We start from the raw sequence: 25739 nt of genomic DNA, 5'->3' as shown, positions 1-25739 counted from the left end.
GTACTCGCAGGTACCAAGAGACGCAAGGGTGGTGACATGACTGCTGCACTCGCGGGTTCCGGGCCTCCCGCCGGGACGGACGCCTTCCGGCTGCGACTGCTCGACGGGCTCGCGGCAGCGATCACCGACAAGGGCTATCGCGAAACCACGGTGGCCGACGTCGTCCGGCACGCGCGCACCTCCAAGCGCACCTTCTACAACCAGTTCTCCAGCAAGGAAGCGTGTTTCATCGAGCTGCTGCGGCTCAACAACGCGCGGCTGGTCGGCGAGATCCGGACCGCCGTCGACGCCGACGCGCCCTGGCAGGACCAGATCGCACAAGCCGTCGGCGCCTACGTCGACCACATCGAATCCGCCCCCGCCGTCACCTTGAGCTGGATCCGGGAACTGCCCGCGCTGGGCGCCGAGGCGCGGCCGCTGCAGCGCGAAGCCATGCGTGAACTCACCGATCTGCTCATCGATCTCAGTGCGAACGCCGGCTTCCGGCATGCCGAACTACCCGAGTTGACCCGCCCGATGGCGATCATCCTGCTCGGCGGGCTGCGTGAGCTGACCGCGATGATCGTCGAAGACGGCCGAGAGATCCGCGAGATCTACGGTCCCGCCATGGCCGCGTCACAGGCCATCCTCGGCCCACGCGCCGATTCAGCCGAGCATCAGTCGCGCTGATTTCTCCAGTCGCCGCGCGATCGCCGGGTACGCCTCGTAACCCATTCCGGCCCGCACGAGCGCCCCGGAGTAGAGCAGCTCCAGCGATTCGATGACGTCGGGGTCGGTGTCCGGGCCCAGCGCGGCGGCGAGCCGACCACGGATGTCGGCACCGATGCGCTGGCGCAGGACCTCGACATCGGGATCCCTGCCGAGCAGGGCATTGGTCACCGCACCGGCGAATTCCGGCTCGTCGGCCACCAGCGATGCGATGTGCTGCAGCACCTCCACCACCCGGGTCGCGGGGTCCGGCGAGGTGTGCGGCGCGGGCGGTGCGCCGGCGAGCCTGCGCCAGAACACCTCGGCGACAAGGTGTTCCTTGGAGGAGAAGTACGTATAGGCGGTCGCCGATCCGACGCCCGCCTCAGCCGCCACCCGGCGCACGGTCAACCCGGCGAAACCTTCTCGGCTGATGAGCTCGACCGCGGCGCGGCCCAGACGTTCGACGGTGTCGGCTTGCCGTGCGGTCAGCCGACGGCGAGTCGACTCCAAGGCCGGATCGGACACGTGTCCGGACGCTACTACAACGCCCTGAGACCAGCAACGTAGATTGTGTTCTCATGAGCTCCGCCGAGACTGTGTCATCTCCGCTGTCGCCCCGCGCCGAGCGGCTTTTCGCGCTGGCCGAGCAGGTCACCGGTTTCATGCCGGCCGATGAGGGACGTGCCCTCTACGACACCGCGATCCGCTACCTCGATGGCGGGGTCGGTGTGGAGATCGGGACGTACTGCGGCAAGTCGACAGTGTTGCTCGGCGCGGCCGCGCAGGAGACCGGTGCGGTGGTGTACACCGTCGATCATCACCACGGTTCCGAAGAGCACCAGCCGGGCTGGGAATACCATGACACGTCGCTGGTCGATCCCGTCACCGGACTGTTCGACACGTTGCCGACCATGCGCCACACACTGGACGCCGCCGAGCTCGACGACCACGTCGTGGCGGTGGTCGGAAAGTCGCCCGTGGTGGCCCGCGGCTGGCGAATGCCGTTGCGGCTGTTGTTCATCGACGGCGGCCACACCGAGGAGGCCGCACAGCGGGATTTCGACGGCTGGGCCCGTTGGGTCGAGGTCGGCGGTGCGCTGATCATCCACGACGTGTTCCCGAACCCCGCTGACGGCGGCCAGGCTCCGTTCCACATCTACCAGCGGGCGCTCGACACGGGGGCGTTCCGCGAGGTGGCCGTGGCCGGTTCCATGCGGGTGCTGCAACGCATCTCAGGTGACCCAGGACAACTCAGCGGTCGCTGACGACGCACTCGCAGTCGAATTCGCCTTCCAGGCCCCGCGGTAGGCCCTCGCCCCGGAAGATTCCACTGGCAGGCGTGGTCGACGACAGCGCGTCGGCAGCCAGGATCATCGCCGCGCCCGTCCAGGTGGTGCGTTCCTCGGGCCAGCGTTTGCCGTCGGCGAAAACCAGTCCGGTCCAATAGGATCCGTCAGCCTCCCGCAGGTGCTGCATGGCCGTGAACTGCTGGTGCGCGCGCCGGGTGTCACCGATGGCGTCCAGTGCCATCACCAGTTCGCACGTCTCGGCGCCGGTGACCCACGGCCGGTGATCCACGCACCGGATGCCCAGCCCTGCCACCACGAAGTCGTTCCAGCGTTCCTCGATACGAGCCAGGGCGGCCGCTCCCTGCAGTGCACCGCCCAGCACCGGGTAGTACCACTCCATGGCGTGGGTGTCCTTGGCGGAGAAGGCTTCCGGATGCGCGACGATGGTGTGGCCGAGTCGCCCCAGCGCCACCTCCCATTCCGGCTGAGGATCGTCGAGGTAGTCGGCGAGTGCCAATCCGCACCGGATGCTGTGATAGATGCTCGCGCAGCCCGTCAGCAGCGCCTCACGCACCGGGCCCGAGGGCGTACTGGCCCAGTAGATCTCGCCACCGGAGGCTTGCAATCCGAGGACGAAGTCGATGGCCGCGGTCACCACGGGCCACATCGTCTCGGCGAACCGGCGGTCCCGGGTGACCAGCACGTGATGCCAGACCCCGGTCGCCACGTAGGCGCAGAAGTTGCTGTCGCTGTTGGCGTCCTCGATGACGCCGGAGCGCAATTGGATCGGCCACGAGCCGTCCGGCCGCTGCCCGGTGCGGCACCAGTCGAACGCGGCCCTCGCCGGTTCGATGAGCCCGGCTGCGGTGAGCGCCATGGCATTCTCGACGTGATCCCACGGGTCGGTGTGCCCGCCGTCGAACCACGGCAGGGCGCCTGAGGTCTCCTGGGTCGCCGCGATCGACTCTGCTGTCTGGCGGCACGCGGCAGGCGTCAGGACACCCGCCACTCCGGGAGCTTCAGGCAGTCGCAACGTTCACCGCCGGTTTGGTGAAATACATCGCGACGCTCTTACCGATCACCGGGTTGAGCAGCGACTCGGCCGTCCTGGTCAGCAACGGCCTGCCCATCATGTCCCACACCAGCAGTTGGTGATACGCCTTGACGGCCGGATGATCGTTCTTATCGGTCCCCACAAGGCATTTCAGCCACCAGTACGGCGAGTGCAGGGCGTGGGCGTGATGGGTATGGGTCAGCTCCAGACCGTGCGCCAGCACCTTGTCGCGCAACGCATCGGCGCGATAGATCCGGATGTGTCCGCCCTCGTTGGCGTGGTATTCATCGGACAGCAGCCAGCACACCTTCTCCGGTAGCCAGCGTGGCACCGTGATGGCCAGTGCACCACCGGGTTTGAGCACCCGCACCAGTTCGGCGATGGCGCGGTCGTCCTCGGGCACGTGTTCGAGGATCTCCGAGGCGATCACGCAGTCGAAACTTTCGTCGGCATACGGAAGGTCGAGCGCGTCGCCCTTGACGGCCTCCCCCTTGGCCGAGAGTGGAACATGCCCCTCGTCGCGCATGGCGCGCAGCATCGTCTCGACGTCGTTGAGGTCCGACACGCTCTGGTCGAAGCCGATCACGTCGGCACCGCGCCAGTAGGCCTCGAAGGTGTGCCGGCCGGCACCGCAGCCGACATCGATCACCGATGTGCCCGGCCCGATCCCGAGCCGGTCGAAATCAACGGTCAGCACTTTTCCCCCTTACCCCAACCCGCTCGCGCGCCATCTCATACACCGAAACAGTCTGTGCAGCAACTGATTCCCAACTGAATACGTCGACCGCCCGTTGCCGGCCCGCCGCGCCGAGCCGGCGCCGCTCCAACGGCGAATCGAGTAGCTGGCCGAGCACCGCGGTGAGCTCGTCGACGTCGGCGGGCCGGACCAACCGGGCGCACTCACCGTCGTTGCCGACCACCTCGGGCAGGGCACCCGCTCGGCTCGCGACGATGGGCGTACCGCTGGCCATCGCCTCCACCGCGGGCAGCGAAAACCCTTCGTAGAGCGAAGGGATGCAGGCGACCTCGGCGGAAGCCAGCAGTTCGGCCAGTTCTGCGTCGGAGAGCCCGCTGGAGCTGTGGACGATGTCGGAGATCCCGAGCTCGGCGATGAGTTTCTCGGTGGGGCCGTTGGGTTCCAGCTTGGACACCAGCTGGACGTCCAGGTTGCGCTCCACGCGCAGCCGGGCGACCGCATGCAGCAGGTGACTGATGCCCTTGAGCGGCACATCGGCGCTGGCGATCGCGATGATCCGGCCGCTGACCTGCCGTGCCGAGGGCTTGAACAGCTCGGTGTTCACGCCGAGCGGAACCACGTGCAGCTGTCCCGGTGCCACCCCGAAGTCCTCGGCGATATCAGCCGCGGAGGACGACGACACCGTCAGCAGTTCCGGTATCCGCCGGGCCACCCGCTTCTGCATCTCGGCGAAGCCATACCACCTGCGCACCAACGGTTTACGCCACCACGTGGCAGCGGCGACCTCGACCAGCCGGTCCCGGGTGATGGGGTGGTGCACGGTGGCGACGACCGGAAGCCCCAGATCGGCGATCTTCAGCAGCCCGGTGCCCAGACTCTGATTGTCGTGCACGACGTCGAACTCGTCACGGCGTCGGGCCAGCATCCGCGCGGCCCTCATGGTGAACGTGCGGGGTTCCGGGAAACCCGCGGTCCACATCGTCAGCAGTTCGAGCGCATCGATGTGGTCGCGCATCTCGCCGAGTCGCGGCACCCGGAACGGGTCGGGCTCGCGGTACAGGTCGAGGCTGGGCACCTCGGTCAGCTTGATCCTGGGGTCCAAGATCTCCGGATAGGGCTGCCCGGAGAACACCTCGACCTGATGGCCCAATTCGGCCAGCCCGGCGCTGAGATGACGGACATAAACGCCCTGACCGCCGCAGTGGGTCTTGCTCCGATAGGACAGCAACGCGATACGCATAGTCAGCTCACTCGTCGGCGGAAACGGTGCTGAACAGGGCAGACGGACTCACGCAGCGACTCCGAACCCTCTGGACATGTGTCCAGACTATAGTTTGACGTGCTAGCAGACGCAACGCATCCGATTTGACACCTCAACCGCCCAGTGGCCAGTTGTGACCCGCGATCGCGGCAATTTCGTGCGTCAACTGGCCACTCGCCACCGCAGACCGCTGAGCAGTCGACTAGCAGATTTCGACTCTGCGGTGTGGGCGCAATACTGCGAGATGCCTCCGCCGTCAGCGCAGACTCAACTCCCGGAACCCGGCGCCACGCCCGGCGTCACTCCGGAGGGAACCCGCCCGTGGCCACGGGGCCCCACCGTCGCGGCGTCAGCCGGATGAGGCACTTGCCCTGGTCGACCATCGCTCGCCGGTACTCGTCCCAGTCCGGATGTTCACCGGCGATCGAGCGGTAGTAGTCGACGAGCGGTTCGACGGCGTCGGGCAGAGCGATGACTTCGGCGTCGCCGTCGACCTGAACATAGGGTCCGTTGAACTCATCGGAGAGCACCGTCACGCTCGCAAGCGGTGTCCGGCGGATGTTGGCCGACTTGGCGCGCTGCGGATAACTCGAGACGATGATCCTGCCCTGTGCATCCACCCCACCCGTCACGGGCGAGCTCTGCAGGGTGCCGTCGGCGCGGAATGTCGTGAGCACCATGCGATGTCGAGGGCGAACGAAGTCGAGCAGGGCAGTGCGATCCACGGCGTCCGCCGTCGCATACTTTCGGGCCATGGGTTTCTCCTATGTCAAGCCGCTGCCGGTTGGCATGGCTGTTGTCGGGTTTGGTGGTCGGTGTGGAGGTGGCCGAAGACCACCCGGGCGAGGCGGCGTTTGAGGCAGCGCAGCGCTTCGGTGGTGGAATCGCCGGCGGCCAGCCGCTTTCGGTAGTAGGCCTGGCCGAGGCCGTCCAGACGGATCTGGGTGATTGCGATGCGGTGTAGGGCGGCGTTGAGTTGACGGTTGCCTGAGCGGGTCATCCGGACCCGGCCGGCAGTGTTGCCTGACCAGACCGGGATCGGTGCCACGCCGCTGTGGCGGGCGAAGGCTGCTTCGCTTTTGAATCTGGTGACGCCGGCTGTTTCGCCGATGATCTTGGCTGCGGTCAGCTCTCCACAGCCCGGCATCGCCAGCAGCACCGGGGCAACATCGCGCACGCGTTCAGTGATGCGCTTGGCCAAGACGTTGATCTGCTCGGTGAGTCGGGTGATGTCGGACAGCTCGTCGCGGGCCAGCTCGGCGACGAGGCCGTCCAGGGTGCCTAGCCAATCGCTGAGAAGCTTGCGGTGTTTGGCACGATCCAACGACGCCGGTTTCGGAGCCCGATCGGGATCCAATTCATGAACCCGCCACAGCAACCGATTGATAGTCGCCGTCCGTTGCGCCACAAGGTCTTCGCGTCGGTCTACCAACAATTTCAACTCGCGCGAGATTTCGTCGTGAGAGGCCACTGGCAAGTCCGGTTCACGCAAGTAAGCTCGTGCAACTGCCAGCGCGTCGATCGGATCAGACTTGCCGCGCGTACGCGCTGACGCCCGGGCATGGGCCATCATTTTCGGCGGTACCCGCACCACCTTTTGATCGGCCGTCAACAAATCGCGTTCCAACCGCGCCGACAAGTGTCGGCAATCCTCGATCGCCCACACCAACTCCGTACCGAACTGGTTCCGGGCCCACTGCACCGCCTGACGATGCCCCTGCGTCGTGGCCTTGACGACTTTCTCGCCGAGTCTGCGTCCGACCGCGTCAACGGCGACGAAGGTATGCGTGCGCTTGTGCACATCGGCTCCAACAACAACCATGGTGGTTGCCTCCATTCACTGTGAGGTGACGGTTGGGCCGGTCGGCGGACACATCTCAGTGGGGGCGACGCCACGCTCCTATCAAGTCACGCCGGCCGGTCCTTCACACCTGATGCCGACAAAACCCATGGATGCCAACCCAAAGGCGGCAGCGACGCTACGAGCCAGACACCAGGTGATCAGGATCCAACCACCGCAACAAGCGGCAACCTCACCCTGACACTGACTTCGACGCTACTCACCGACTCAGGCGCGGCAGGACGAACGCGAACGGCCGGGGAAATCCGAGCCCGGTGAGACGTGCTTCGCGGATCGCCGCGATGTCGACGGGCACCACCATTCCCGATGACGGCTCGTAACACTGCAGCACGTTGCCGGCCGCCGCCACGATCAGCACCCAGTGCCGTGGGATTCCGTGACCACCGACCAGTATGGCGACCGGACGCCCGGTATCGAGCGCAGCCAGGACATCGGCCAAACCATCTTGATTCCCGCGAAAAGGCCGCCACCGGTAGGCGACTCCGGCGCTGTGGCGGGTCAGCGCCTGCGCCATGCCTGCCGGTGTCGCCCCGAGCCGGCGGGGCCATAGGAGGTTGATCTCGTCGTGGACCCGATGCTGCTCGGCGGAGAACCACTCCCGACCTCCGGGCCCGAGCAAGGTCGCGCGGTATGCCGGATCCATCAGCACGCCCGCCACCACCGCGACGGTCGGGCCGCAGGTGACACCGTCACGTTGCCGCAATCCCAGCGCGGCCAGCTGTGCCGGTGTCACCGCCCGCAGCCTACCGCCGCCGCCAAAGCGTGCGCCGGGCCACTTGTGGCAGCATCGATCAGGTGGCCAACAGCCCCGACGTGCAACGACTGCGCGACCTCGCGCTGCTGCGCCGTGTGCGCGATCGGATGGACCGTGACTACGCCCAGCCCCTCGACGTGGAAGCGCTCGCACGTGGGGTGAACATGTCGGCGGGGCATCTGTCCCGACAGTTCAAGCTGGCCTACGGGGAGTCGCCGTACAGCTACCTGATGACCAGGCGTATCGAGCGCGCCATGTCGCTACTTCGGGTCGGCGATCTGACGGTGACGGAAGTGTGCTTCGCAGTCGGGTTCTCGTCGCTGGGCACATTCAGTACCCGCTTCACCGAACTCGTCGGCATCCCGCCAAGCACCTACCGCCAGCAGATGGCCGACTCGGCCGAGGGTATTCCGTCGTGCGTCGCCAAGCAGGTGACCAGACCGATCAGGAATCGAGAAGCGTCGACCCCCAACCCGCAATTAGCGTGACGGACATGGACATCACCATCAGCTCAAGCTTCCTCCCGCAGAACGACCCGGAGGCCGCCAGGACCTTCTACCGCGACATCCTCGGTTTCGAAATCCGCAAGGACGTCGGCTACAACGGCATGCATTGGATCACGGTCGGACCGGCAGACCAGCCCGATGTCTCCATCGTGTTGTTCCCGCCGGCGGCCACGCCTGGTATCACCGACGAAGAGCAACGCGTCATCGCCGAGATGATGGCCAAGGGCACCTTCGCGAGCCTGCTCCTGGCCACCAAGGACCTCGACAGCACCTTCGAGAGACTGCAGGCGACGGACGCGGAGATCATCCAGGAACCGACCGATCAGCCGTACGGCATCCGCGACTGTGCGTTGCGTGACCCGGCCGGCAACCTCATCCGCCTGCAGGAGATCCGCTGAATGGCAGTGACCAAGGGAGCCAAGACGACCCAGCTCCACCCGGCTGACACCCACGACCTCATCCGCGTGCACGGCGCACGCGTGAACAACCTCAAAGACATCAGCGTGGAGCTGCCCAAGCGGCGCCTGACGGTGTTCACCGGGGTGTCCGGCTCGGGGAAGAGTTCGCTGGTGTTCAGCACGATTGCCGCCGAGTCGCAGCGGCTGATCAACGAGACGTACAGCTCGTTCGTCCAGGGTTTCATGCCGAACCTGGCCCGGCCCGAGGTTGATGTGCTCGACGGCCTGACCACGGCGATCATCGTCGACCAGCAGCGGATGGGTACCGATCCACGCTCCACGGTCGGTACGGCCACCGACACCGGGGCACTGCTGCGCATCCTGTTCAGCCGGATCGGCAAGCCCTATATCGGTTCACCGCAGGCATTTTCCTTCAATGTGGCATCGATCAGCGGCGCGGGCGCGGTCACCGTCTCCAAGGGCGGCCGCACCACCAAGGAACGCCGCAGCTTCAGCATCACCGGTGGGATGTGTCCGCGTTGCGAGGGCCGGGGCTCTGTCAGCGACATCGACCTGACCGCGTTGTACGACGACAGCAAGTCGCTCAACGAGAACGCCCTGACCATCCCCGGCTACAGCATGGACGGCTGGTACGGCCGGATCTACCGGGGCTGCGGCTATTTCGACCCGGACAAGCCGATCCGCAAGTTCACCAAGAAGGAACTCGACGCGCTGCTGTACAAGGAGCCCACCCGCATCAAGGTCGACGGCGTCAACCTGACCTACGCGGGGCTGATACCGCAGATCCAGAAGTCGTTCCTGGCCAAGGACGTCGACGCCATGCAGCCGCACATCCGCGCGTTCGTCGAGCGGGCCGTGACGTTCGCCGTCTGCCCCGACTGTGACGGCACCAGACTCACCGCGGCGGCCCGTTCGTCGAAGATCAAGGGGCACAACATCGCCGAGGTGTGCGCCATGCAGATCAGCGATCTCGCCGACTGGATCAACGGCATCGACGACAAATCGGTGGCGCCGCTGCTGGCGTCGTTGCGCCACACGCTGGACTCTTTCGTCACGATCTGGCTGGGGTACCTGTCGCTGGACCGTCCATCGGGCACGCTGTCGGGCGGAGAGGCCCAGCGCACCAAGATGATCCGGCATCTCGGATCGTCGCTCACCGACGTCACCTATGTATTCGACGAACCCACCATCGGGCTGCACCCGCATGACATCGCCCGGATGAACGAGCTGCTGCTCGCATTGCGGGACAAGGGCAACACGGTACTGGTCGTCGAACACAAGCCCGAGGCCATCGCGATCGCCGATCATGTCGTCGACCTCGGGCCCGGCGCGGGCACCGCGGGCGGCACCGTCTGCTTCGAGGGCACCGTCGAAGAGCTGCGAGCCAGCGACACCGTCACCGGACGGCATCTCGACGACCGGGCCGCGCTGAAACCGGAGGTCCGAAAGGCCGACGGCGCACTGCAGATCCGCGGCGCCGGCACGCACAATCTGCGCGACGTCGACGTGGACATCCCGCTCGGGGTGCTGGTCGTTGTCACCGGGGTGGCCGGATCGGGCAAGAGTTCGTTGATCGACGGATCGGTCTCGGGACGCGACGGCGTGGTGACGGTCGACCAGGCCCCGATCAGGGGTTCGCGGCGCAGCAACCCCGCCACCTACACGGGACTGCTGGAGCCCATCCGCAAGGCGTTCGCGAAGGCCAACGGCGTGAAACCTGCGCTGTTCAGCGCCAATTCGGAGGGTGCCTGCCCGTCGTGCAACGGCGCCGGGCTCATCTACACCGACCTCGGGGTGATGGCCACGGTCGAGTCGCCGTGCGAGGTGTGTGAAGGGCGCCGGTTCGACGCGTCGGTACTGGATTACACCTTCGGCGGTCGCGACATCAGCGAGGTGCTCGCGATGCCGGTCGCCGAGGCAACCGAGTTCTTCGCCAGCGGTGAGGCGAAAGTGCCTGCAGCGCACAAGATCCTGGAGCGGCTGGGCGATGTCGGCCTGGGCTATCTGAGCCTCGGCCAGCCGCTGACCACACTGTCCGGTGGTGAGCGGCAACGGCTCAAGCTGGCCACCCACATGGGCGACGCCGGCAATGTGCTGATCCTCGACGAGCCCACCACCGGCCTGCATCTGGCCGACGTCGACCAACTGCTTGCTCTGCTCGACCGATTGGTGGATGCGGGGCAGTCGGTGATCGTGATCGAACACCACCAGGCCGTCATGGCACACGCCGACTGGATCATCGATCTGGGCCCCGGCGCGGGCCACGACGGTGGCCAGGTGGTCTTCGAGGGCACCCCGGCCGATCTGGTCGCAGCTCGGGCCACGCTGACCGGGAAACACCTCGCGGATTACGTCGGTACCTGACAGTTCTCGGCCAACCGGCCGATAATGGACGGCATGGCCGCCAAGGTGTCCAACCTACTGGCAGAACATCTGAACTCGCTTCGCTATCAACCGACGGCGAAGCGAATCCGTGCCTGCATGGGCGGTGAACCGGTCGCCGACACCTGCGAGGCCGTGCTGGTGTGGGAACCGCGCCGGGTCCTGCCGACCTACGCGGTGCCCCGCACGGCACTCACTGCGGGGCTGGTTCCCGCCGGCGCCGCAGGCAACGACGATGAGATCCCCGGATTTCTCGACCCCTCCGTGCCGTTCACCACCCACAGTTGCCCGGGCACCACCTACGACGTCATCGCGGGTGAGGAAACCGGCGCTGCCGCTGCCTATCAGCCCGACGATCCGGACCTGGACGGGTACTTGATCCTCGACTTCGCCGCCTTCGAGTGGCGCGAGGAAGACGAACCGATCGTCGCCCACCCGCGCGACCCGTTCCACCGCATCGACGTCCTGCGCAGCAGCCGGCACATCCGCATCGAACTCGACGGCCGCTTACTGGCCGAATCCGACCATCCCACATTGCTTTTCGAGACACTGCTGCCGACACGCTTCTACCTTCCCCGCCAGGACGTGGCGGTGCCGCTCGCCGACAGCAACACGATCAGCTTCTGCGCGTACAAGGGCCGGGCAAGCTACTACTCACTACCGGACGGTCCTGCCGATGTGGCGTGGAGCTACCACGACCCGTTGCAGGACGCCGGCCCCGTGCGAGGGCTGATCTGCTTTTTCGACGAACGAGTCGACGTCACACTCGACGACGTGCCGCGTGAACGCCCGGTGACCCCGTGGAGTACCCGCTGACTGCTGATTCGGTAGGTCTGGTTTTGACCTGACCAGTTCTGGCAACATCACCACTGACCAAAGTCATCCGGACATAGTCAGTGGGTGGGGATCATGATGGGTTCACCGGAGGTCTCAATCCAGGCAGTTTCGCATTGGGCTGCGGCCGGCACCGAGGGCGGCGGCGCAGCTCTCGATCAGGTGATCGGCATGTCAGCTGCCGCATTGGTGGTCAGCGTTGCCTTGCTGTGGGTGGGATACCTGCACCGGATGCGCCGCATCACGTGGCTGAGCAGCTTCGCAGAACGTCTGGGCCGCAAGTTCCATCGCCCACCCTGGGTCGCGTTGCAGGTGTTCCTGTTCACCGCAACCATCATCTGTGCGTTGTTCGGGTTCATCTGGGATGTCAGCCTGCACATCGGCAAAGGCCGCGATCCCGGTCCGCTGGCGAACCCCGCGCACTATTTCATCCTGGTCGGACTCTTCCTGCTGTTCATTGCCGGATCGATGGCCATCGTGCTGCCCTATGACAAGCCCGGGCCGGCCGCGATCAGGATCACGCGCACCTGGTACGCCCCGGTGGGCGGGGTCCTGATGGCGTTGTGCGGTCTGTACGCACTGATCGGCTTCCCGCTCGACGACATCTGGCATCGCATCTTCGGTCAAGACGTAACATTGTGGGGCCCAACGCATTTGATGCTGATCGGCGGCGCCGGCCTGTCTTTGATCGCGGTGCTGCTGCTCGAGCACGAGGGCCGGGTGGCCATGGGGCCGGATGTGCCCGAGGACAGCAAGTTCAACAAGTTCCTGTACTTCCTGTCCTTCGGCGGCCTGTTCATCGGGCTGTCGGTGTTCCAGATCGAGTACGACTTCGGCGTCGAACAGTTCCGTCTCGTGCTGCAGCCGATGATGATCGCGGGCGCGGCCGCCCTGGCCGCCGTCGCGGCGCGGCTCGTGCTCGGCCCGGGTGCGGCGCTCATCGCGGCCGCCTTCGCCGTCGCGCTGCGCGGTGCCGTCGCCTTCATCGTCGGCCCCATCCTCGGCGCACCGATCAGCTGGTTCGCGCTGTATCTCGGCCCTGCGCTGGTGGTCGAACTGCTGGCGCTGACCCCACTTGTAAAGCGGCCCATCATCTTCGGTGCGGTCGGCGGACTCGGCGTTGCCACCGTGGGGCTGTGGCTGGAATCGTTGTGGATCGGCGCGGTCTACCACTATCCGTGGCCACAAAGCATGTGGGGCGAGGCCCTGGCGATGGCGATTCCCGTCGCCATCGCCATGGGTGTGTGCGGCGCGTTGCTGGCCCTCGTGCTGACCGGGCAACGTCTCCCCCGCCCCGCGATCGGCATCTCGATCATCGTCGTGACGGTCCTGGTGCTCGGCGGCGCGGTGGCCAACGGCCTACGCACCGAGGTACCGCAAAATGCCGGCGCCACGATCAGTTTGACCGAGCTGTCGAACACCGGCGGGCAGCGGATGGTGGCCGCCGACGTGCAGATCACGCCGCCTGGCCTGGTCAGTGACAATCCGGAATGGGTGTCGATCCTGTCGTGGCAGGGCGGTCTGGCGCATCACCGCGGGCTCGTGGTGGACCGGCTGGACAAGGTCGGCCCCGGTCACTACCGGTCCACTGAGCCGATCCCGGTGTCGGGCGCCTGGAAGACCCTGCTGCGCGTCCAGGACGGCACCACGATGACCGGGATACCGATCTTCCTGCCTGCCGACCCCGGCATCGGCGCACCCGAGACACCCGCGATGCAGTCCACGACGCGTCCCTTCGTCCAGGAGATCACGATCCTGCAGCGCGAACGGAACCTCAACCACCCGTCCTGGCTCTACAACGTCGCGTCGCTCGTGGTCCTGGTGTGCACGCTGGTGCTGATCGCGGGCCTGACGTGGGGCGCAGGCCGCATCAACGCCAAGGAACTGGAGACCGGCAGCAAGGCCTCCGGCCCCCGACCGGTACAGCCGCAGACGTGACTCAGACATACCTGGCCGATCACACGCTGCTGCTGGCGCTGCCTGCGTTCGTCCCCGCTGTCGTGGTCGTCGGGGTGATCGTCTACATCGCCCGGCGGGACCGCCGCAATCCCGACACCGACGACGAACCGGGCGATGAAGATGAATCGCGGGACACTACAGGCGAAGATGGTTCACCGTGACCACGCGTACAAACAGAGTGATCGTCCTGGCCGCCGCCGCAGCACTCCTGGCGGCCGGATGCAGCGGCTCGGACAAGTCCAAGACCGCCGAGAGCGCCGCCTCCACCACCCCGTCGGTGACCACCGTCGCCCCGTCCGACATGACCAACCAGCAGCAGGCTCCCAACCGCCTGGTGATCGACGTGACGATCAAGGCCGGTGAGGTGACACCGACCAACGCGTCGCTGCAGAGCAAGGTGAAAGAGCCCATCGTGGTACGCGTCAACAGTGACGCGGCCGACGAACTGCACGTGCACTCGACGCCGGACCACACCTTCAAGATCGAGCCGCGCGCCGGTCAGCAGTTCCAGTTCACCGTCGACGTGCCAGGCACCGTCGAGATCGAGCTGCATCATCTGAACCGCACCATCGCCAGCGTGCAAGTGCAGCAGTGACGCCGGAGCCAGAATCCTGATAGCTCCTCACGTCCGCACCGCCGTACTGGCCCACGGCCTGGGCGGTTCTACCGATCTGCCGATCCCGTATACGTATGCGCTGCTCGGGGCCGCGTGGACGTTGACGTTCACGTTCGCCGTCGTCGCGTTCGCCTGGCGCCGGCCGCGGTTCGACCCGGACAAACCGGGCCGGGCCCTGCCGGGCTGGGTGCAGGAGACCGTGGATTCACCGGTCACCCGCTGGGCGGTGCGGTTGATCGCCCTGGGGTTCGCCGGGTGGGTGACCATCGCCTCGTCAATCGGCCCGCAGGACGCCAAGAATCCGCTCCCCGGCGTGTTCTACGTGCTGCTGTGGGTGGGCCTGGTGGCGTTGTCCCTGGCGTTCGGGCCGGTGTGGCGGGTGTTCTCCCCCGTCCGCACGGTCTACCGCGTCGTCTGCCTCGCGGTCCGCCGGCGGCCATGGCACTACCCGGAACGGCTGGGCTACTGGCCCGCGGCCGCCGGGCTGTTCGCGTTCGTCTGGCTGGAACTGGCGAGCCCGGACCCGGCGTCGCTCGCCGCGATCCGCTACTGGCTTCTGGCATATGTCGCGGTGACGTTCGTCGGCGCGATGTGCTGCGGTGAGCCGTGGCTTTCCCGGGCCGATCCGTTCGACGTCTACAGCATGGTGGCGTCGCGATTGTCCCCGCTGCGGCGGCACGACGGGCAGATCGTCATCGGCAATCCGTTCAATCACCTGCCGACGCTTCCGGTGCGCTCGGGGGTCGTCGCGACGCTCGCGGTGCTGCTTGGCTCCACGGCGTTCGACAGCTTCTCGGCGATGCCGCAGTGGCGCAACTTCGTCGACGCGCACTCCGGCTCCCCGGCCACGGCGTCGCTCATCCGCACGGCCGGGCTGCTGGTGTTCGCCACGACAGTGGCCCTCACCTTCAGCGCCGCCGCGCGGGCCACCGGCGGCGTGGACCGGCAGCGCCGCCGCGAACTACCCGGGCTGATGGCGCATTCGCTCATCCCGATCGTCATCGGCTACGTGTTCGCGCACTACCTGTCCTACCTGGTCGAGCGTGGCCAGCAGACCGTGATCCTGCTGCTCGGGCTCGACAACGTCAGCGTGAATTACATTCTGTCGCTTCATCCTTCGGTGCTCGCGAGCCTCAAGGTCGGGTGCGTGCTCGCCGGGCACGTCGCCGGCGTGATCGCGGCTCACGACCGGGCGTTGCAGCTGCTGCCCAAGCGCCACCAGCTCACCGGCCAGCTGTCGATGATGCTGGTGATGGTCGGCTACACGTTCACCGGTTTGTATCTGTTGTTCGGCGGGTGACGCCGCAGCGCACAATGAACACCATGCGCGCACTCATCGTCGTCGACGTCCAGAACGACTTCTGTGAAGGCGGTTCGCTGGCGGTGGCCGGCGGAGCAACCGTCGCTCGGGCGATCACCGAACTGCTCGCAGGCGACCATGGCTACGACCACGTCGTGGCCACCAAGGACTTCCACATCGACCCCGGTGAGCACTTCTCCGAGCACCCCGACTATCAGAACTCGTGGCCGCGGCACTGTGTGGCGGAGACGCCGGGCGCCGCGTTTCACCCCGAGTTCGACGCGAGTGCGGTGGAGGCCGTGTTCACAAAGGGGCACTACTCGGCCGCCTACAGCGGTTTCGAGGGCGCCGACGATTCCGGTACGACGTTGACGGACTGGCTGCGCGGCCACGATGTGGATGCCGTCGACGTGGTGGGCATCGCGACCGATTACTGTGTGGCGGCCACAGCAGCCGACGCGGCCAAAGCCGGTCTGCGGACCCGCGTGCTCACCGGGCTCACCGCCGGAGTCGCCCCGCAGAGCACCGCCGCGGCGATCGCCGAATTGCGTTCGGCGGGCGTCGAAGTCAGTTAGTCGGATCCTGCGGCAAGCCCGTCCAGCGCGGATCCCGACGCTCGACGTGAGCCCGCACGCCCTCGCGCGCATCGTCGTGGGCCATCAGCCGCAGATGGATCTCGGTCTCCCGGGCGCCCACCGCCGTGCGGTCCAGCTCGAGCGAATCCCACAGCAGACGCTTGCTGGCGGCCACCGCCATCGGTGCGGTGTTGGTCGCGATGTCATGAGCGAGTTCGAGCGCGGCGGGCAGCACCTGGTCGGCGGGCAGCACCCGGCTGCCCAGCCCGAGCTCGACGGCCCGGTGGCCATCGAAAGTGCTTCCTGTCAACAGGATTTCGGCCGCGTTGGAGATGCCGGCCAACCGGGGCAGGATCCAGTGCGAGTACGCGTCGCCGATCATGCCGCGCCGGGCCTGCACGACGCCGTAGCGCGCGTCGGCGGCGAAGATGCGGATATCGCACTGCAGCGCCAACGTCAGGCCCAGCCCCACGGCGTGTCCGTTGACCGCGGCGATCACCGGCTTGGCCAGCGTCCACGCCGGCACCGCGACCCCGGCCGCGCTGAAGTCCGGTCCCGGCGCGGTGAACGTGTCCTCGCCCGCCGTGAGATCCGCACCCGCGCAGAACGCCGGCGGCTCGCCGGTGAGCACGATCACGCGGACGGTGTCATCACGGTCGCACCACGTGTACGCGTCGGCCAGTTCCTCGCGCATACCGTCGCCGAAAGCGTTGCGATGCGCCGGACGGTGCAATGTGACGGTCACGACGCCACGGTCAACCACAACCCGCAGCGTGCGGTATTTCGGCAGCTCAGAGCCGGTAAGCACAGTGATTCCCCTTCCATCCGGCAAATGGCGCGCGATCCGTCCGATGGTCACGCAACGCAGCGGACCCGTAAAGTCGGATTGTGAATCCAGCCGAGCGAACCACGGAACCCGAACTCGAAATCTGGCGGGGTAAGGCTTACCCCCTTGGCGCCACCTACGACGGCTCGGGCACCAATTTCGCGCTGTTCAGCGAGGTTGCCGAGCGTGTGGAGCTGTGCCTGTTCGACGCCGACGGCACGGAGACGGCGCGCCTCACGCTGCCCGAGGTCGACGGCTTCATCTGGCACGGGTTCGTCCCCAACATCGAGCCGGGTCAGCGCTACGGCTATCGCGTGACCGGTCCGTACGATCCGTCGGCCGGGCACCGGTGCAACCCCAACAAGCTGCTGCTCGACCCCTATGCCAAGGCCATCGACGGCACGTTCGACTGGAACCAGTCGCTGTTCGGCTACACCTTTGGCGACGAGGACAGCCGCAACGACGACGACTCGGCGGCCAGCATGCCGAAGTCGGTGGTGATCAACCCGTATTTCGACTGGGGCGTCGACCGGCCGCCGAATCACGAGTACGCCGATTCGGTCATCTATGAGGCCCACGTCAAGGGGCTCACCGAGACGCATCCGGACATCCCCGAGCAGATCCGGGGCACGTACTCGGCCGTAGCGCATCCGGTGATCATCGAGCACCTGAAGTCGCTGGGCGTCACGGCGATCGAGTTGATGCCGGTGCACCACTTTGCCAACGACTCGACTCTCATCGAGAAGGGCCTGTCGAACTACTGGGGCTACAACACCATCGGGTTCTTCGCGCCGGACCACAAGTACTCGTCCAGCCCGAATCCGGGCGGGCAGGTGCAGGAGTTCAAGGCCATGGTGCGCGCGCTGCATGAGGCCGACATCGAAGTCATCCTCGACGTGGTCTACAACCACACCGCCGAGGGCAACCACCTGGGCCCCACGGTGTCCATGCGCGGCATCGACAACGCGGCCTACTACCGGCTCGTCGACGACGACAAGCGTTACTACATGGACTACACCGGAACCGGCAACAGCCTCAACGTCGGTCATCCGCATTCGCTGCAGCTGATCATGGACTCGCTGCGGTACTGGGTCACCGAGATGCACGTCGACGGGTTCCGCTTCGACCTGGCCTCGACACTGGCCCGGGAGTTCTACGACGTCGACAAGCTGTCGACGTTCTTCGAACTGGTGCAACAGGATCCGACCGTCAGCCAGGTCAAGCTGATCGCCGAGCCGTGGGACGTCGGGCCCGGCGGGTACCAGGTGGGCAACTTCCCGCCCCAGTGGACCGAGTGGAACGGCAAGTACCGCGACACCGTGCGCGACTTCTGGCGCGGTGAGCCCGCCACGCTCGACGAGTTCGCCTACCGGCTGACCGGGTCCGCGGACCTGTACGAGCACACCGCGCGCCGCCCTGTCGCCTCGATCAACTTCGTCATCGCGCATGACGGCTTCACGCTGCGGGATCTGGTGTCCTACAACGAGAAACACAACGAGGCCAACGGCGAGGGCAACAACGACGGCGAGAGCCACAACCGGTCGTGGAACTGCGGCGTCGAGGGACCTACCGACGACCCGGACATTCTCGCGCTGCGGGCCCGCCAGGAACGCAACTTCCTCACTACATTGCTTCTGTCCCAAGGCGTTCCGATGATCTGCCACGGCGACGAACTCGGCCGCACCCAGGGCGGGAACAACAACGGATACTGCCAGGACAACGAGATCACCTGGATCGACTGGGCCACAGCCGATTCGGAGTTGATGGAGTTCACCCGCACGGTGTCGGCACTACGGGCCGCCCACCCGGTGTTCCGGCGGCGACGCTTTTTCGACGGGCGGCCGGTGCGCCAGCCCGGCGCTCCCAGCGCACCCGACATCGCCTGGCTCGCACCCGACGGCTCCGATATGACGGCCGAGGACTGGGAAACCGGCTACGCCAAGTCGGTGGCCGTCTACCTGAACGGGCACGGCATCCCGGATCTGGACGTGCGCGGTCAGCAGGTGGTCGACGACTCGTTCCTGCTGTGTTTCAACGCCCACTACGAACCGATCGAGTTCGTGTTGCCGCCGAAGGACTTCGCGGCGCAGTGGACGCCGGTGATCAGCACCGCCGCAAACCTCGACGACACGCCTCTGAAGGCCGGAGCGAAGGTGAGCGTGGAATCCCGGGCGGTTTTGGTGTTGCGCGCCGAAAAGGATTGAGCGCCACGGCGAGCGTTGCTCACTGTATCGATACGCCGGTCCGTACCAGGAAGTATGGTACCTTCGGCAAGTAGCAGCCGTGGCCGCCTTGCAGGCACCGAGCTTTCGAGTTCGTGCCACCGGCCGGGCGGGCCGGGGGTAGCAGCCGAAGAGCGGCGGCAACTACCCTGCGGCCACGGCTGCGGCAATCCGGGCACACGCCGACACATTCCGAAACCGTGGATTTTTGGGGCACCCAGACCCCTGCGCTCAGGCTCTGAGGTGTCGGCTGTGATGTCTCAGGACATCACAGACCTGATCGACGGGTTGAGCGATGCCGGGCGAGCGGAGGCCGCGGCGATCGCGCGCCGGTTGGCGCTGATCGGGGAACTCGATGCCCTGGCCGCCACCGTCTGCGCCAACGACGCCCGCGACCACGACCGCCGCGACCGCATCACCGCCGAACGCCGCCACCCTCAACACCGAACAACAACGCCAACACCAAGCCTGGCTCACCACCCAAAACCGACCACCACCCTTCCTAAGCCCCAGCAGCCACGCGACGTCAGCCACCGAACCGGCTGACGTACTCCCCGGGCATCTGCGATACCTCTGTTACAGAGGTATCGTGGACGACGTGGTGGATGCGTACGGAGATCTGATCAGCGACCTGTTCAGTGTCGTCGGCCGATTTCGGCGGCAGCTCCGTCGATCCACCGGCGGCGGGTTCGATGCGGCGGGGCTGACGCAGTCCCAGGCCGAACTCGTACGCCTGGTGGGTCGGCGTCCCGGCATCTCGGTGCGCGAATCTGCCGCCGAACTCAGCCTGGTGCCCAACACCGCATCGACACTGGTGTCGCGGCTGGTCAACGACGGACTGCTGATCCGGACCGTCGATGACGCCGACCGCCGCGTCGGACGCCTGGCGCTCACGGAGTCGGCACAGCGGGTCGCCGATGAATCCCGGGCCGCCCGCCGTGCCGCGCTGTCGGCCGTGTTGACCAAGCTCGAACCCGGCCAAATTGACGCGTTGACAAAAGGATTGGACGTGCTCTCCGAATTGACCCGGCTGCTGCACGAGGATGCCGAGCTGCGAGACACCCCAGAGGCGGTGAAGGCATGACGACCAACGATCTGCTCGCCGTCGACTGCCGCGGCCTGACCCATCGCTACGGGCAGTTCACCGCGGTCGAGGAGGTGAGCCTGCAGGTGCGCCAGGGCGAGACCCTAGGCCTGCTCGGCCCCAACGGCGCGGGAAAGACCACCGTGGTGCGGGTGCTCACCACTCTGACCCCGGTCCAACACGGCGAGGTCCGAATCTTCGGACTCGATACCCGTCACCACACCATGGACATCCGCCACAACATCGGCTACGTGCCGCAACAGCTTTCGATCGAGCCCGCACTCACCGGCAGGCAGAACGTCGAGCTGTTCGCCCGGCTCTACGACGTACCGCGAGTCGAGCTGCGCGAGCGGGTCACCCTCGCACTGGAGGGCATGCACCTGCTCGACGTCGCCGACGAGCCGGCGGGCACCTATTCCGGCGGCATGGTGCGGCGCCTGGAGCTGGCGCAGGCATTGGTCAACCGGCCGCTGCTGCTGATCCTCGACGAACCGACTGTCGGGCTGGATCCCATTGCCCGCGACAGTGTCTGGGAACAGGTGCAGCGCATGCAGGCCGAATTCGGCATGACGGTACTGCTGACCACCCACTACATGGCCGAGGCCGACGCACTGTGCGACCGCGTCGCGTTGATGCACCACGGCCGGCTACAAGCCGTCGACACGCCGGCCGCTCTCAAGGAGTCGGTGTCCGGTCACGGTGACGGCGCGACGCTGGAAGACGTCTTCCGCCACTACGCGGGCTCCGAACTCGGCGAGGACACTCGACGTTCGGGTATCCGCGAGGTCCGCTCGAGCCGAAGGACGGCACGCCGTGTCAGTTGATGCTCCGACTCCGTCGGCCCCGACACATTTGGTCCTCGCGCCACGCGGCTGGCGTCGGGTACGCGGTATGGCCGTGCGCGTCGGAGCATTCGCGCTCGTGGAGTTGCAGAAGCTGCGCTACGACCGCACCGAGTTGTTCACCCGCCTGATCCAGCCCGCGCTGTGGCTCCTGATCTTCGGGCAGACGTTCAGCCGGTTACACGTCGTGAACACCGGCGGCGTGCCCTATCTGACCTTCCTGGCGCCGGGCATCATCGCGCAGTCCGCCCTGTTCATCTCGATTTTCTACGGCATCCAGATCATCTGGGACCGCGACGCGGGCATCCTGGCCAAGCTCATGGTGACACCGACACCGGCCTCGGCGCTGGTGACCGGCAAGGCGTTCGCAGCCGGCGTGCGCTCGGTGGCGCAGGTGGTCGGCGTCGTGGTGCTCGCCTACCTGATGGGCATCTCGATGACGGCCAACCCGCTGCGGATCCTCGCCGCGATGGCCATCGTCGTGCTCGGCGCGGCGTTCTTCGCGTGCCTGTCGATGACCTTGGCCGGTCTCGTCCGCAAGCGCGACCGGTTGATGGGTATCGGCCAGGCCATCACCATGCCGTTGTTCTTCGCGTCCAATGCGCTCTATCCCGTCGACATCATGCCGGGCTGGCTGCGCGCACTGTCGACGATCAATCCGCTGAGCTACGAGGTCAACGCTCTGCGCGGGCTGCTGATCGGCACGCCGACCAACTGGGTCGTCGACGTCACGGTGCTGATCGTCGCCGCGGTGCTCGGTATCGCCGCCTCCTCGGCGCTGTTGCGCCGACTGGTGCGCTGACCGGTCCGCTGAGAACGGCCCCCTGACCTGGCCGTTTCGCTACCCAACCAACCGGTGGTTTAGTGTGCTGTCAGATCCACGGAGCAGGGAGATGGTCATGCAACTGGCGCTCACACCGGAGGAAGCTGCGTTCCGCGACGAACTGCGCACCTTCTACACCACCCAGATTCCCGCCGAGATTCGTGAACGCAACCGGCTGGGTAAGCCACTCGGCAAGGACGGCATCGTCACCGCGCACAAGATCCTCAACGATCACGGCTTGGCGGTCCCCAACTGGCCTGTCGAGTGGGGCGGCAAGGACTGGACGCCCACTCAGCACCAGATCTGGCTCGACGAGATGCAGCTGGCCAGCGTGCCGGAGCCGTTGACGTTCAACGCCCGGATGGTCGGCCCGGTGATCGCCGAGTTCGGCTCCCAGGCCATCAAGGAACGCTTCCTGCCGCCGACCGCGGCGCTCGACATCTGGTGGTGCCAGGGCTTCTCCGAGCCCGAGGCCGGCTCCGACCTGGCCTCGCTGCGCACCACCGCGGTGCGTGACGGGGACAGCTACGTGGTCAACGGCCAGAAGACCTGGACCACGCTGGGCCAGTACGCCGACTGGATCTTCTGCCTGGTCCGCACCGACCCGCAGGCACCCAAGAAGCAGGCGGGCATCTCGTTCCTGCTCATCGACATGAACACGCCGGGTATCACGCTGCGTCCCATCAAGCTCGTCGACGGCAGCTTCGAGGTCAACGAGGTGTTCTTCGAGGACGTCCGGGTGCCCGCCGATCAGCTTGTCGGCGAAGAGAACCAGGGTTGGACCTACGCGAAGTTCCTGCTCGGCAACGAGCGCACCGGCATCGCGCAGGTGGCCCGCACCAAGGTGCGACTGGCCGAGGCCAAGGAGCGGGCCGCCGCCAACGGTCTGCTGTCGGACCCTTTGTTCGCCGCACGCTTGGCTGAGGCCGAGAACGACGTGCTGGCACTGGAACTCACCCAGATGCGGGTCACGTCCGACTCCGCCGACGGCAAACCCAACCCGGCGTCGTCGGTTCTGAAGCTGCGCGGCAGCCAGCTGCAGCAGACCGCCACAGAACTTCTGGTCGAGGTCGCAGGCGTCGACGCGTTGCCGTACGAGGCAGGCGACACCATCGCATCGCCCGAGTGGGCCCAAGAGGCCGCACCGCACTACCTGAACTACCGCAAAACCTCGATCTACGGCGGCAGCAACGAGGTTCAGCGCACCATCATCGCGTCCACCATTCTCGGATTGTGAGTTGAATCATGGACTTTCAGCTGACCGAAGAACAGACCCTGCTGGCCGAAACCACACGCGACGTGCTGTCGGGCTACGACACCGAGAAGCGCAACAAGGCCATCGACACCGATCCCGGCTACAGCCCGCAAGTGTGGGCCCAGCTCGCTGAGATCGGCGTTCTCGGACTGGGATTCGAGGAGGACGCCGGCGGCCCGCTGGAGATCATGGTGGTGCAGGCCGAGATCGGGCGCAGGCTGGCGCCCGAGCCGGTGCTGCACGCCGCGCTGGTGCCCGGGTCGATCATCGCCGAGGCCGGCACCGACGCCCAGCGGCAACTGCTCGACGAGGTCGCCGCCGGGCAGCGCCTGCTGGCCTTCGCCCATGCCGAGCCCGGCATGCGATCGTCCGGCACCGTCGCGACAACGGCTGTCCGACAAGGTGATTCGTGGGCGCTCACCGGCCGCAAGAACCCCGTGCTGGCCGGCGACAATGCCGACACCCTGATCGTCAGCGCGGCCCTGCCCGACGGGGGGACGGGGCTGTTCCTCGTCGACGCTGCCGCGGTCACCCGGGAGAGCTACCGCACGTTCGACGGGCAGCGGGGCGCCCAGATCGACCTGGCCGATACGCCCGCCGAGCCTCTCGGCGACGCGGTCGACGCCGGCGCCACCATCACCCGCGCCTTGATCCGCGCGTCGGCGGGGCTGTGCGCCGAGGCAGTCGGTGCCATGGAGGAGTCGCTGCGGCTGACCACCGATTACCTCAAGGCGCGCAAGCAGTTCGGCGTCACACTGAGCAAGTTCCAGACCCTGACCCAGCGCGCCGCCGACATGTACGTGTCGCTGGAGCTGGCCCGCAGCATGGGCCTCTATGCGTCGATGTCGATCACCGACGGCGACTTCGACCCTGTGATCGCGGCCCGCACCAAGCTGCAGATCGGCCGCTCGGGCAGGCACATCTCGCAGGAATCCATCCAGCTGCACGGCGGCATCGGCATCACCGCGGAGTACCCCGTCGGGCATTACGCGGCCCGGCTCACCGCGATCGAGCACACCCTCGGATCGTCGCAGGACCAGCTGCACACCCTGATGGGCGGGCTGGCCGACTACCAGATCGTCACGCTGTAGCCAGTTCCTGGGCGAGGCTTCCCCCTGGGCGAGAGTTCCCTCGGCGAGCAGACACTGGGGTACGCCAAACGCGGCGTGTCGCGGACCCGCGTGTCTGTTCGCGGGGAGAACCGCACAGGGAGAACCGCGCGAGGAGAACTCAGCGCAGGAGCCGGTCGATCGATCCCATCGGGATGGACAACCAATCCGGCCGGTGCCTGGCCTCGTAGGCCGCCTCGTACACCGCCTTGTCCAACTCGTAGGCGGCCAGCAGATCCGCGGAATCGCGTGGATCAGCTCCGGATTCAGCGGCGTACCCGTCGCAGAACGCCGCCACGTTACGGTCCGCCCAGGCTTGGGCGGCAACTCCGGGCCGTTGATAGGCGGCGTAATCGAACGACCGCATCATGCCTGCGACGTCACGCACGGCGGAGTCGGGACGACGCCTCTGCGGCAACGGTTTTCCCGGCTCACCTTCGAAATCGATGAGCAGCCAGCGCTGCGGGGTGCGCAGCACCTGGCCGAGGTGCAGATCGCCGTGCACGCGCTGCACCGTGATCTGCCGACCGGACAGGTCCCGGTAGCGCTGCTTGATACGCGGGGCGTAGTCGTAGAGCTCGGGCACTGCTTGCGTGGCCGTCGTCAGCCGGTCCACCATCACGTCGACCGGGAACTGGACACTGTCCGTGCCGAGCACGTCGGCCAGGCACGTGTGCACGGAGGCCACGGCCGCACCGAGCAGGCGGGATTCGTCGGTGAAGTCCGAGTCGCCGGTGGTGGCCATATGCCAGCCCTCGACGGAATCGGCGGCGAACTCCGACACCACGCCCAGCGCGCACGGCTCGCCGCCCCACCGGGTTTCGATCGAGCCCAGCAGCCGCGCGACATGTTCGTTGCCCGCCCGCGCCAGCGCCCGGTTGAGTTCGATGTCGGGATGCACACCTGCGGTGACCCTGCGGAACACCTTGAGCATCGCGTCGCGCCCGAACACCACACTGGTGTTGCTCTGTTCGGCCGTCGAGACCCGTGGCGGGGCATCCAACGGGAGCCGCGCTCCGGGTTCCTTCGCGAATTCCACCGGCCCGACCGTCGTCGCGTCATCGATGAGCTGCAGCAGATAGCGTGCCGCATCCGCGTCGAACAAGCCGTCGTACGCGGTCCGACCGTCGTAGGAACTGATGGCGGCGCCGGCATGACCCGGATGCTGGCCGACGCCCATGATCACCTGGTAGCGCTCCACGGTGCCGTCGATGTACGTCGCGTCCAACAGCACCAGGTACAAGTCGTCCCGCAAGGGGACGGTGAGCACCGGTTTGGCGGCACTGAGCGTGCGGCCGCGACCCGCGTACCACCGCTGCCGCGGTAGCCACGCGTCGAACGGGATGTCCAGAACCTGCAGGGCTGCTCCGTCGATGTCCTC

Annotated in this window: 27 protein-coding genes; 18 read left to right on the top strand and 9 right to left on the bottom strand. The window is 66.7% G+C overall.

The window, feature by feature from the left end; all coding sequences use genetic code 11:
* Window positions 1-36 precede the first annotated feature (36 nt).
* Window positions 37-669: a TetR/AcrR family transcriptional regulator gene (locus tag BTO20_RS01875; protein WP_087072898.1), complete on the top strand. Its 633-nt coding sequence runs from the start codon at window positions 37-39 to the stop codon at window positions 667-669.
* Here BTO20_RS01875 and BTO20_RS01870 read toward each other — a convergent pair.
* Window positions 646-1215 carry a TetR/AcrR family transcriptional regulator gene (locus BTO20_RS01870; RefSeq protein ID WP_087072896.1) on the bottom strand — a complete coding sequence of 190 codons (570 nt, stop codon included), beginning with the start codon at window positions 1213-1215 and terminating at the stop codon, window positions 646-648. The genes BTO20_RS01875 and BTO20_RS01870 overlap by 24 nt on opposite strands.
* 53 nt (window positions 1216-1268) lie before the next feature.
* On the opposite strand from BTO20_RS01870, the gene BTO20_RS01865 reads away from it, so the two are divergent.
* Window positions 1269-1955: a class I SAM-dependent methyltransferase gene (locus BTO20_RS01865; protein ID WP_087072894.1), complete on the top strand. Its 687-nt coding sequence runs from the start codon at window positions 1269-1271 to the stop codon at window positions 1953-1955.
* Here the strand turns inward: BTO20_RS01865 and BTO20_RS01860 are convergent.
* The 6 genes from BTO20_RS01860 to BTO20_RS01835 form a co-directional block, all read right to left on the bottom strand.
* Window positions 1942-2988: a prenyltransferase gene (locus BTO20_RS01860; protein WP_087072892.1), complete on the bottom strand. Its 1047-nt coding sequence runs from the start codon at window positions 2986-2988 to the stop codon at window positions 1942-1944. The two genes, BTO20_RS01865 and BTO20_RS01860, sit on opposite strands and share 14 nt — an antisense overlap.
* A gap of 10 nt (window positions 2989-2998) precedes the next feature.
* Window positions 2999-3730: a class I SAM-dependent methyltransferase gene (locus BTO20_RS01855; protein ID WP_087072890.1), complete on the bottom strand. Its 732-nt coding sequence runs from the start codon at window positions 3728-3730 to the stop codon at window positions 2999-3001.
* The gene (locus BTO20_RS01850; RefSeq protein WP_087072888.1) at window positions 3717-4970 is read right to left on the bottom strand and encodes a glycosyltransferase family 4 protein; all 1254 of its coding nucleotides are present in this window, start codon (window positions 4968-4970) and stop codon (window positions 3717-3719) included. Before BTO20_RS01850 ends, BTO20_RS01855 begins: the two co-directional genes overlap by 14 nt.
* Before the next feature lie 320 nt (window positions 4971-5290).
* Window positions 5291-5746 carry a PPOX class F420-dependent oxidoreductase gene (locus tag BTO20_RS01845; protein ID WP_087072886.1) on the bottom strand — a complete coding sequence of 152 codons (456 nt, stop codon included), beginning with the start codon at window positions 5744-5746 and terminating at the stop codon, window positions 5291-5293.
* A gap of 14 nt (window positions 5747-5760) precedes the next feature.
* Window positions 5761-6828: an IS110 family RNA-guided transposase gene (locus BTO20_RS01840; protein WP_428833525.1), complete on the bottom strand. Its 1068-nt coding sequence runs from the start codon at window positions 6826-6828 to the stop codon at window positions 5761-5763.
* A gap of 223 nt (window positions 6829-7051) precedes the next feature.
* Window positions 7052-7585, bottom strand: coding sequence for a cysteine peptidase family C39 domain-containing protein (locus BTO20_RS01835; protein WP_087072884.1), 534 nt, complete (start codon window positions 7583-7585; stop codon window positions 7052-7054).
* Between the two features lie 128 nt (window positions 7586-7713).
* Between BTO20_RS01835 and BTO20_RS01830 the strand changes: the two genes are divergently transcribed.
* The 9 genes from BTO20_RS01830 to BTO20_RS01790 all read left to right on the top strand — a co-directional run bounded on the left by BTO20_RS01830 (window position 7714) and on the right by BTO20_RS01790 (window position 16197).
* Window positions 7714-8094 carry a helix-turn-helix transcriptional regulator gene (locus BTO20_RS01830; protein ID WP_408632226.1) on the top strand — a complete coding sequence of 127 codons (381 nt, stop codon included), beginning with the start codon at window positions 7714-7716 and terminating at the stop codon, window positions 8092-8094.
* Between the two features lie 5 nt (window positions 8095-8099).
* Window positions 8100-8510 (top strand): VOC family protein, encoded by a 411-nt coding sequence (locus tag BTO20_RS01825; RefSeq protein WP_087072880.1) that lies wholly within the window; start codon window positions 8100-8102, stop codon window positions 8508-8510.
* Window positions 8511-10895, top strand: coding sequence for an ATP-binding cassette domain-containing protein (locus BTO20_RS01820; protein ID WP_087072878.1), 2385 nt, complete (start codon window positions 8511-8513; stop codon window positions 10893-10895).
* A 33-nt stretch (window positions 10896-10928) separates the two neighbouring features.
* Window positions 10929-11729, top strand: a complete 801-nt coding sequence (locus BTO20_RS01815; RefSeq protein WP_087081465.1) for a DUF427 domain-containing protein — start codon at window positions 10929-10931, stop codon at window positions 11727-11729.
* A gap of 93 nt (window positions 11730-11822) precedes the next feature.
* Entirely contained in the window at window positions 11823-13685 is a 1863-nt protein-coding gene (locus BTO20_RS01810) for a hypothetical protein (protein WP_087081463.1), read from the top strand.
* On the top strand, window positions 13682-13867 hold the full coding sequence (locus tag BTO20_RS01805) for a hypothetical protein (protein ID WP_087072876.1): 186 nt from the start codon (window positions 13682-13684) through the stop codon (window positions 13865-13867). The genes BTO20_RS01810 and BTO20_RS01805 overlap by 4 nt, the downstream gene beginning before the upstream one ends.
* Window positions 13864-14301 carry a hypothetical protein gene (locus BTO20_RS01800; protein WP_087072874.1) on the top strand — a complete coding sequence of 146 codons (438 nt, stop codon included), beginning with the start codon at window positions 13864-13866 and terminating at the stop codon, window positions 14299-14301. The genes BTO20_RS01805 and BTO20_RS01800 overlap by 4 nt, the downstream gene beginning before the upstream one ends.
* Before the next feature lie 19 nt (window positions 14302-14320).
* Window positions 14321-15622, top strand: coding sequence for a hypothetical protein (locus tag BTO20_RS01795; protein WP_087072872.1), 1302 nt, complete (start codon window positions 14321-14323; stop codon window positions 15620-15622).
* A 23-nt stretch (window positions 15623-15645) separates the two neighbouring features.
* The gene (locus BTO20_RS01790; RefSeq protein WP_087081461.1) at window positions 15646-16197 is read left to right on the top strand and encodes an isochorismatase family protein; all 552 of its coding nucleotides are present in this window, start codon (window positions 15646-15648) and stop codon (window positions 16195-16197) included.
* Here BTO20_RS01790 and BTO20_RS01785 read toward each other — a convergent pair.
* Complete coding sequence (locus BTO20_RS01785; protein ID WP_087081459.1) at window positions 16190-17005, bottom strand: enoyl-CoA hydratase/isomerase family protein; 816 nt, start codon at window positions 17003-17005, stop codon at window positions 16190-16192. The two genes, BTO20_RS01790 and BTO20_RS01785, sit on opposite strands and share 8 nt — an antisense overlap.
* An 80-nt stretch (window positions 17006-17085) precedes the next feature.
* On the opposite strand from BTO20_RS01785, the gene glgX reads away from it, so the two are divergent.
* From glgX to BTO20_RS01755, 7 genes are all read left to right on the top strand, one after another.
* A complete protein-coding gene (gene glgX / locus BTO20_RS01780) occupies window positions 17086-19227 on the top strand; it encodes a glycogen debranching protein GlgX (RefSeq protein ID WP_087072870.1) in 2142 nt (713 codons plus the stop codon).
* A gap of 273 nt (window positions 19228-19500) precedes the next feature.
* On the top strand, window positions 19501-19791 hold the full coding sequence (locus tag BTO20_RS39830; protein WP_198344222.1) for a hypothetical protein: 291 nt from the start codon (window positions 19501-19503) through the stop codon (window positions 19789-19791).
* Between the two features lie 52 nt (window positions 19792-19843).
* Window positions 19844-20329 (top strand): MarR family winged helix-turn-helix transcriptional regulator, encoded by a 486-nt coding sequence (locus BTO20_RS01775; protein ID WP_232491317.1) that lies wholly within the window; start codon window positions 19844-19846, stop codon window positions 20327-20329.
* Entirely contained in the window at window positions 20326-21153 is an 828-nt protein-coding gene (locus tag BTO20_RS01770; protein ID WP_087072868.1) for an ATP-binding cassette domain-containing protein, read from the top strand. Before BTO20_RS01775 ends, BTO20_RS01770 begins: the two co-directional genes overlap by 4 nt.
* Window positions 21154-21220: 67 nt before the next feature.
* Entirely contained in the window at window positions 21221-21973 is a 753-nt protein-coding gene (locus BTO20_RS01765; RefSeq protein ID WP_087072866.1) for an ABC transporter permease, read from the top strand.
* A 97-nt stretch (window positions 21974-22070) separates the two neighbouring features.
* Window positions 22071-23231 (top strand): acyl-CoA dehydrogenase family protein, encoded by a 1161-nt coding sequence (locus tag BTO20_RS01760; protein WP_087081455.1) that lies wholly within the window; start codon window positions 22071-22073, stop codon window positions 23229-23231.
* Between the two features lie 8 nt (window positions 23232-23239).
* A complete protein-coding gene (locus BTO20_RS01755) occupies window positions 23240-24340 on the top strand; it encodes an acyl-CoA dehydrogenase family protein (RefSeq protein WP_087072864.1) in 1101 nt (366 codons plus the stop codon).
* Between the two features lie 139 nt (window positions 24341-24479).
* On the opposite strand, the gene BTO20_RS01750 is transcribed toward BTO20_RS01755, so the two are convergent.
* Window positions 24480-25709 (bottom strand): maltokinase N-terminal cap-like domain-containing protein, encoded by a 1230-nt coding sequence (locus BTO20_RS01750; RefSeq protein ID WP_198344444.1) that lies wholly within the window; start codon window positions 25707-25709, stop codon window positions 24480-24482.
* Window positions 25710-25739: the final 30 nt, after the last annotated feature.

It is taken from the genome of Mycobacterium dioxanotrophicus, assembly GCF_002157835.1.
GTDB classification, from domain to species: Bacteria; Actinomycetota; Actinomycetes; order Mycobacteriales; family Mycobacteriaceae; genus Mycobacterium; species Mycobacterium dioxanotrophicus.
The sequence above is the reverse complement of the archived record's forward strand: the minus strand, read 5'-3'. Positions and strand labels throughout refer to the sequence as shown.